The organism is Ruegeria sp. AD9 (genome assembly GCF_056542305.1).
On the sequence record NZ_JBQFZP010000043.1, the window covers coordinates 1 to 5,545 of the forward strand.

The 5,545-nt window shown below is 56.4% G+C and carries 4 protein-coding genes and 2 pseudogenes; 3 read left to right on the forward strand and 3 right to left on the reverse strand.

Going from position 1 to position 5,545, the window contains the following annotated elements:
• Nucleotides 1-251: 251 nt before the first annotated feature.
• Together ACR0AM_RS21355 and ACR0AM_RS21360 are read right to left on the reverse strand one after the other, a co-directional pair.
• Nucleotides 252-332, reverse strand: a pseudogene (locus ACR0AM_RS21355) (IS6 family transposase); the annotation flags it as partial.
• 9 nt (nucleotides 333-341) lie between these two features.
• Entirely contained in the window at nucleotides 342-1,295 is a 954-nt protein-coding gene (locus ACR0AM_RS21360) for an IS5 family transposase (RefSeq protein WP_480623969.1), read from the reverse strand.
• A 48-nt stretch (nucleotides 1,296-1,343) separates the two neighbouring features.
• Here ACR0AM_RS21360 and ACR0AM_RS21365 point away from each other — a divergent pair, with 48 nt between their 5' ends.
• Complete coding sequence (locus ACR0AM_RS21365; protein WP_480623971.1) at nucleotides 1,344-1,607, forward strand: CcdB family protein; 264 nt, start codon at nucleotides 1,344-1,346, stop codon at nucleotides 1,605-1,607.
• Nucleotides 1,608-1,616: 9 nt separating this feature from the next.
• On the opposite strand, the gene ACR0AM_RS21370 is transcribed toward ACR0AM_RS21365, so the two are convergent.
• Complete coding sequence (locus tag ACR0AM_RS21370; protein ID WP_480623970.1) at nucleotides 1,617-2,666, reverse strand: Fic family protein; 1,050 nt, start codon at nucleotides 2,664-2,666, stop codon at nucleotides 1,617-1,619.
• A 238-nt stretch (nucleotides 2,667-2,904) separates the two neighbouring features.
• On the opposite strand from ACR0AM_RS21370, the pseudogene ACR0AM_RS21375 reads away from it, so the two are divergent.
• Together ACR0AM_RS21375 and ACR0AM_RS21380 are read left to right on the forward strand one after the other, a co-directional pair.
• Nucleotides 2,905-3,213, forward strand: a pseudogene (locus ACR0AM_RS21375) (ATP-binding protein); the annotation flags it as partial.
• 322 nt (nucleotides 3,214-3,535) lie between these two features.
• A complete protein-coding gene (locus ACR0AM_RS21380) occupies nucleotides 3,536-5,368 on the forward strand; it encodes a TPR end-of-group domain-containing protein (RefSeq protein WP_480478409.1) in 1,833 nt (610 codons plus the stop codon).
• Nucleotides 5,369-5,545: the final 177 nt, after the last annotated feature.

A 5,545-nucleotide genomic window follows, 5' to 3' on the forward strand; every position in this document is an offset into this window, starting at 1 on the left:
GCAAACGAGCAAAGCCTGACAAGAAAGGCACTCGCGCTCAGTTCGGTACGCCTCTCTCTGCGCCAGCAACACGTTGTTTTTCAACAATATCAGCATCAAGCCGACACCCAGTAAACACATAATCCTACGAAAGGGCATGAGTTGTTTCACTGACCTATTTGAGAATTGTCGTGGACTTGGAAAGTGGCACCGGAGCCCACCGGCTCCAGTGCCTATCTGCCTTACATATCGCTACCGGCGAAGGGCAGCGGGTATGCCCAAACGGCGTAGGCGACGACTTCACGGGGAAAACGGTAGCCCTTCAGGCGTGGCATCTCAGCTGGTATATTCATGGAGACCCGCTAAACAGCCTCAGGTGCGACTGCAAGTTGGCAATCCCGGTTGAGGGCTTTGACAGCGATGCGGGCTTCGGTTGTCTGGGTCTCCATGTTGCGGCTGCGCAGTTCCAGTCCGATGACCTGTTTGTATCGCCCGATCTGGGCCTCGCCGCGCGATCTCTGACCATAACCGGTGGCCTTCTGCCATGCCATTCGGCCAGTTTCGGTTATCATGTCGATATGGGCGTTACGTGCCTGGCAATCTCCGGGAACGGCGTTCTTCGGCGGCGGAATAATCAGCTCGACATCCGGGCCAAACGCATGCCGGATGGTCGCGGCGGTTGGTACACCATCATAAGCCCCGTCACCGATGAAACGGCGCACCGGACCGGACACCTCAGCAAGAAGGTCGGGCAGAGCGCCGGTGTCCCCGACCTGCTGGGGTGTCAGGCAGGACGCCACAAGCTCGCCGCTCTCCAGATCGAAGCCGATATGCAGTTTGCGCCATATCTTGCGGGCCTTCGGCAGCCCGTGCTTCTCACGCATCCACTCGCGGCCACCGTGGACACGCAGCCCTGTGCTGTCCACAACCAGCGCGATCGGACCACTGGCTGTCCGGGTGTCGGGCGCGATCTGAAGCGATGGCGCACGCCGGCAAAGCGTCGAAAAATCCGGCACGGGGAGGTCCGTCTGCATGAGCCGCAGCAGACTGCGGACAAAGCCCTGCGTTTGGCGAAGCGGTAAGCCGAACACGGCGCGCAAGGTCAAGCAGGTCTCAATCGACAGATCAGAATATCGTTGTTGACCACCGCGCTTGCCGGAGCGCACTGCGCACCACCCAGACACCGCGTCTTCGCTGAACCAGACCGTTACGTCACCACGCTGGCGGAGCGCCTCGTTGTATTCGGCCCAGTTCGTCACACGGTACTTTGCCTTCGCAAACTTATCCCGCCGCGATGCATTGAATTTGAAGGGCATCACAGCATCCCGCAGTCAAATCAAAGGACCAGCTACGCATCGGAAACGATTTGTGCAACACGCTCTGTCCAGGCAGATTTACTCGATGCCCTGAACACGCGCATGGTCGTACCCCTGATGGCTGTAAGTAAGGCGCCGATACCGGCAAAGCGGCTGAACCCGATATTCGCGATCGATGGCGCCGAATATGTCATGGTGACGCAGTTCATGGCGGCTGTTCCCAGATCGATCCTGCGAGAACCCGTCACCAACCTGAACAGCAGTTTCGAGGACATCACGTCGGCGATCGATATGCTGACGCAGGGGTTCTGAGGCCGGTTGCTACCGAACCGAATACCAGGCGCCCCGAGCCTGGCCGTGAAGCTCCAGATGGCCGTCATGCACAAGCGCGCGAAAATGCTGTTTGAGCGTATTCCGGTTGGCGCCTGTAAGCTTTACAGCCTCCGCCATTGTCAGACGCCCGTGCTCCCGCGTCAGTTCGTAGAGTTTCGCAGCCAGTTCCGGCATGGCACCCATCATCAGCTTTTCTCGTTCAACGCGGATCCTGAGGCGCAACATTTGCTTTTGCAGGGCGTTCAGGAAAAACTCCAGCCACGGCGTCCAATCGGGCTCAGCGCTTCGGATTGTGCCCTGGGTTTGCCGCAGCGCCAGATAGTAACCTTCCTTGCTTTGCTCGATCACGCTTTCGAGGGAGCTATACGGCACATAGGCGTACCCTGCCCTGAGCAGCAACAGCGTGGTCAAGACCCGGCTGAGCCTGCCGTTCCCATCCTGGAACGGATGTATCTCCAGGAACACCACGACAAATATCCCGATCGCGATCAGAGGATGCATGTCCCGTTTCTGGACGGCATCACTGTACCAGCTGATGAGTTCCGTCATCAGCCGGGGTGTGTCAAACGGTGTCGCCGTTTCTAACACAATCCCGATCTGTGCGCCGGTGTCGTCAAACGCGGCGACACTGTTGGAGGAGGTTTTATAGGCCCCCCGATGGCGCTCATCCTTGTCGCTGTGCTTCAGGAGGTCCCGGTGAAGCTGAAGGATGTGGTTTTCGGATATGGTGATGTGGTCCCACGCCTCGAACACCGTTTCCATCACTTCTGAGTATCCGACGACTTCCTGTTCATCCCTTGTGTCGAAGGTTTTGATTTCCAGGTTGGACAGAAGCCGCTGGACTTCCTGATCGGAAAGCTTGCTGCCCTCAATCCGGGTGGACGAACCGATGCTCTCAATGGTTGCGACCCGTCTCAGCGCCGCCAGCCGTTCCGGCGCCAATGTGCCAAGGGCTTGCCAGGCGCCTTTGAACTCGTCGATTTCCGAGATTCTGGCAAGGATTGTTGAGGTGATAACCAGTGTGTCAGTTCTGAACATACCCAAAACAACACCCATTTACACCCATTTGTCAATCCACTTCTACACCCATTTACACCCAAAAAGCTTTCGCCGATTTTCTAAATCAATACTGCCTCTAGCAGGCATTCAATATTTCACCACCTCAGACCCATGGTTCCCCTCGTTATCGGTCCATTCTACACCAACTGCTCTCGTATAACTGCCTCGCTGGCATGCCCTGGAATGAATAACCCGGCTTGGCACTGAATCTGGACTAGATGACCGCCGCCTGCAACGCCTGCAAAAACAACTGGCAGCACAGGACCTGCTGATCATCGGCGAACTTGGTTTTGTGTCGTTGTCAAAGACCGGGGCGGAATTGCTGTTCGAGGTCATCAGCCAACGCTATGAGCGCGGCTCGATCCTGATCACCTCGAACCTGCCCTTCGATGAATGGACCGAAACATTCGGATCGGAGCGCCTCACTGGTGCCTTGCTCGACCGGCTGACCCACCACGTCAGCATTCTGGAGATGAACGGAGAAAGCTATCGCCTGGCACAGAGCAGGGCCCGGCAGAACTCCTAAGGCACAGAAGAGATTGGTCCTGACGGACCAAGACGCCTTGGCAACCGCCAGCTATTTGGGAGCGCGTTTGCCAAGGCGCCGGTCACCCAAACAGTGGACGACTTTTGCTCCGCCCAATGGCAGACTTTCTCACCGCCGTTGACACAGCGAATGTCTCCTCTGACGGGCTGCACCACCACCGAGGTCGGCTATTGAGCCCAATTGGGACCGTGCAAATAAGGTTTTCCTGACATTTTTCTTCTGGTTCTGGACCGATTGCGCTCTGCAAATTAGGCTCCGCTTTGTATGGATGCCAAGCATAGGAAATTGATCGGAGTCATAAGTGGAACGACGGCTGTCAGCAATCATGGTAACTGACGTGGTTGGCTTTAGCCGCCTGATGCGGGCCAATGAGATTGCCACGCTGCAGGCTTTGAAGAGTCACCTCGACGATGTAGTCGAAGGCCAAGTTAGGGAGCATGCCGGGCGGGTCGTCAAAAGTACCGGCGATGGCTTCATTGCCGAGTTTCCGAGCGTCGTCAACGCAGCAACCTGTGGTGCCGAAATACAATCTCGTATGCGCACCCGCAATCTCGACATTCCCATCGACAGGCGGATTGAGTTCCGGATTGGCATTAATGTCGGAGACATCATTCATGATGGCGATGATGTCTTCGGCGATGGCGTCAATATTGCAGCCAGGATCGAATCTTTGGCACGCCCCGGTGGCATAGCTGTGAGCGCGCCTACGCGTGCTCAGATCAGCGTGGATTCAGGGCTTCGCTTCGAAGATGGTGGGGAACATATCTTAAAGAACATCGATCAGCCTTTACAGGTGTTTCATCTAGCCAGCAGCGGCGCACAGGAACTTCCAGCAGATGCACCGCTGCAACGCAACAAATCAGTTGCGGTGCTGCCACTGATCAATCTGAGCGAAGACCGGGAACAGGACTATTTTGCCGACGGGATCACGGAAGACCTGATCGTGGATTTGTCAAAGATTTCCGCCTTGTTCGTGGTCGGGCGCAATGCTGTGTTTGCTTACAAGGGCAAATCGGGCAACTCCTCGCAGATAGCACGCGAACTGGGCGTACGATACCTGCTTGAAGGCAGTGTGAGACGCGCTGGCAAACGCGTGCGCGTGACGGCGCAGCTGATTGACGGCACGACGGGGGGGCATGTCTGGGCTGACCGTTACGACCGCGACCTGGAAGACATTTTCGAGGTGCAGGACGAAATCACGCGAACTATCGTCGATCAGTTGCGCATCGAGCTGAATGTGTCGGAAGAACGTTCCATCGCTGCGGCTCCAACTCGCGATGTCGACGCCTATAGCTACTACCTGAAGGGCAGACACTTCTACCATCTGCGGATGCATGACTACATGGCGCGCGCGCGCGCCATGTTTGAGGAAGCTGTAAAGCTCGACCCCACATTTGCTCGCGCCTATGCGGGCATCGCGGACTGCGACTCCTGGTCAACAAGTTGGTTGGGCGCAGGCATCGATCGCGACGCGATACTTGCCTCAGCCGAAAAGGCCATCGAACTTGAACCGAACCTAGCCGAAGCGCATGCTGCCAAGGGGCAGGCCCTGTTGGGAGCGGGACAGGAAAGCGCAGCGCGTGCTTCGATGGAACATGCGCTTACTGTCGATCCGTTGTGTTATGAGGCACATTACTACTACGCGCGTTACTGCTGGACATCCGGAGACACTGAGAAAGCCAAACTCCACTTCATCCGCGCGCTTGAAATTCGGCCAGATGATTACCGCTCACCACTACTCCTTAACATGATCCTGACTAGGTTAGGTGAAAAGAAGACAGGGAGGGATTATGTCGATCTAGGCTTGCGCAGGGCAGAAATTGCCGCCGATCTGTATCCTGACAATCCTGACCCGCTCGAACTTGGCGCGTCGATACTCGCCCAGCGAGGCGAGTTTGACCGCGCGCGGGAATGGTTGGACCGCGCATTGCGAATACGGGGCGGAAGTGACGGTGGTAGTTTCAACATTGCTTGTGTCTATTCGCTTTTGGGCGATACGGATCTGGCTCTGAATGTGCTCGAACGTACTGCCAAAGATGCAGGACCGGACGTGCTTCAATGGCTATCGGTCGATCCGGATCTTGATGCGATCCGCGACCATCCCCGCTTCAGGGAGTTGATAAAACAAGACTAGCCTACATGAGAAACTTACTCGTAGCTGTGCTAACATTGCTGCTCTAGATGCATTCATATGGTTGTGAGTAGCCGCAGAACCAGCCGGGGATTGCCAACTTATTCTGCACTGATTGCAAAAGTCTGATGCGGGTACGATCACGCGGTCATGTCAAGTGCGTAGCTCCGCCACTGATCG